The organism is Mesorhizobium sp. M1A.F.Ca.IN.020.06.1.1, from assembly GCF_004023265.1.
GTDB lineage: Bacteria > Pseudomonadota > Alphaproteobacteria > Rhizobiales > Rhizobiaceae > Mesorhizobium.
This window is the reverse complement of record NZ_RZSR01001151.1, coordinates 1-1,665: the sequence shown is the minus strand read 5'-3', so window position 1 is coordinate 1,665 and position 1,665 is coordinate 1. Positions and strand designations below refer to the sequence as shown.

The following is a 1,665-nucleotide window of genomic DNA, read 5'->3' as shown; positions in this document are numbered from 1 at the left end:
CCCTTGGAGATCACCTCGATGACCTTGTCGATGTCGAGCCCGGCCTTCTTGCCGAAATGGATGCCTTCGGCCAGCCCTTGGACGAGGCCGGCAATGGCAATCTGGTTGATCATCTTAGTGAGCTGGCCGGCGCCCGCCGGTCCCATCAGCCCGACCATGCGGGCATAGGCATCGATGACCGGCCTGGCCTTGTCGAAGGCGGCCTGCTCGCCGCCGACCATGACGGTCAGCACGCCATTCTCGGCGCCCGCCTGGCCGCCCGACACCGGCGCATCGAGGAAGGAAAAGCCGGCCTTGTCGGCGGCTTGGGCCAATTCGCGCGCGACTTCGGCCGAGGCTGTCGTGTTGTCGATGAAGACCGAGCCCGTCTTCATGGCGGCGAAGGCGCCGCTCGCGCCTGTCGTCACCGAGCGCAGGTCGTCGTCATTGCCGACGCAGGAGAAGACGAAATCCTTGCCTTCGGCCGCCTCGGCCGGTGTCAGCGCCAGTCTGCCGCCATGCTGGGCGACCCATTGTTCGGCCTTGGCGGTCGTGCGGTTATAGACGGTGATGTCGTGGCCGCCCTTGTTCCTGAGGTGCCCGGCCATCGGATAGCCCATGACGCCAAGACCGAGAAATGCAACCGATGCCATAAGCCTGCCTTCCAACAAAACAGAGGTTTCAGTGGCGGAAGGTCTAGGCTATGCGAAATTTTCGTCAAGGCGCGCAAAGCCGCATCGACTGGTGCAGGCCCGTCCGCTGACGACGCTCTATCGTTTGAGGTGAATGGTGATCCGGCGTTCGATCCATTCGACGCCGTGACGCAGGATCTCGACCAGCACCAGGTAGACGATCGCCACCCAGATATAGGCCTGGATGTCGAAGGATTTTGCGTAGGCGAGCTTCGCGTTGCCCATCAGGTCGTAGACGGTGATGATGGCGACGATCGCGGAAGCCTTGATCATCAGGATGAGCTCGTTGCCGTAAGGCCGCAGCGCCACGATGATCGCCTGCGGCATGATCACCTTGCGCAGCGTCTGCAGCTTGTGCAGGCCGAGCGAGGCCGCGCCTTCCCACTGGCCCCGCGGAACGCTTTCGATGGCGCCGCGCAGGATCTCTGCCTGATAGGCGGCGGTGTTGAGCGAAAAGGCAAAGACGCCGCAGTAGAACGCCTCGCGGAAGAACCACCATAGTCCGACGGTTTGCAGCTCGGGGCGGAACGAGCCGATGCCGTAATAGACGAGGTAGGTCTGCACGAGCAGCGGGGTGCCGCGGAAGAAGTAGACGTAGCAATAAGCCAATCCGGAAAGGATGCGGTTCTTGGACATCCGGCCGTAGGCAACCGGCAACGAGAGAATAGCGCCCGCCACCATCGAAACGGAGACCAGCGACAGGGTGGTTGCGAGCCCCTGCAGATAGGCCGGCGCGTATCTGGCGAAGAAATCGGCGTTCCAGGCGTGGACCAGATAGGCCACGATGCCGATGCCGAAAAGGCCCCAGAGGCAGACCAGCGCGTAGCCTATGATGCGCACGCGCGGCCAGCCGCGAGCCCGGGGCGGTGGCCTGTCAACCGCAATAGCCTGGCTGACGCTCATCGAGCCTCCCTGCGCCCGAGCGAGCGCTGGATATAGCCGGTGGCGACCGAGGACAGGATGGCCAGCACAAGGAAGACCAGCGCCGCGACAC

The 1,665-nt window shown here is 63.5% G+C and carries 2 protein-coding genes; both read right to left on the bottom strand.

Features of this window, described 5'->3' with window-relative positions; translation table 11 throughout:
- Window positions 1-632: NAD(P)-dependent oxidoreductase (locus EOA60_RS31940; RefSeq protein ID WP_164899732.1), on the bottom strand; the 632-nt coding region annotated here is incomplete at its 3' end.
- 117 nt (window positions 633-749) lie between these two features.
- On the bottom strand, window positions 750-1,574 hold the full coding sequence (locus EOA60_RS31935) for an ABC transporter permease (RefSeq protein ID WP_067319992.1): 825 nt from the start codon (window positions 1,572-1,574) through the stop codon (window positions 750-752).
- Between the last annotated feature and the right edge of the window lie 91 nt (window positions 1,575-1,665).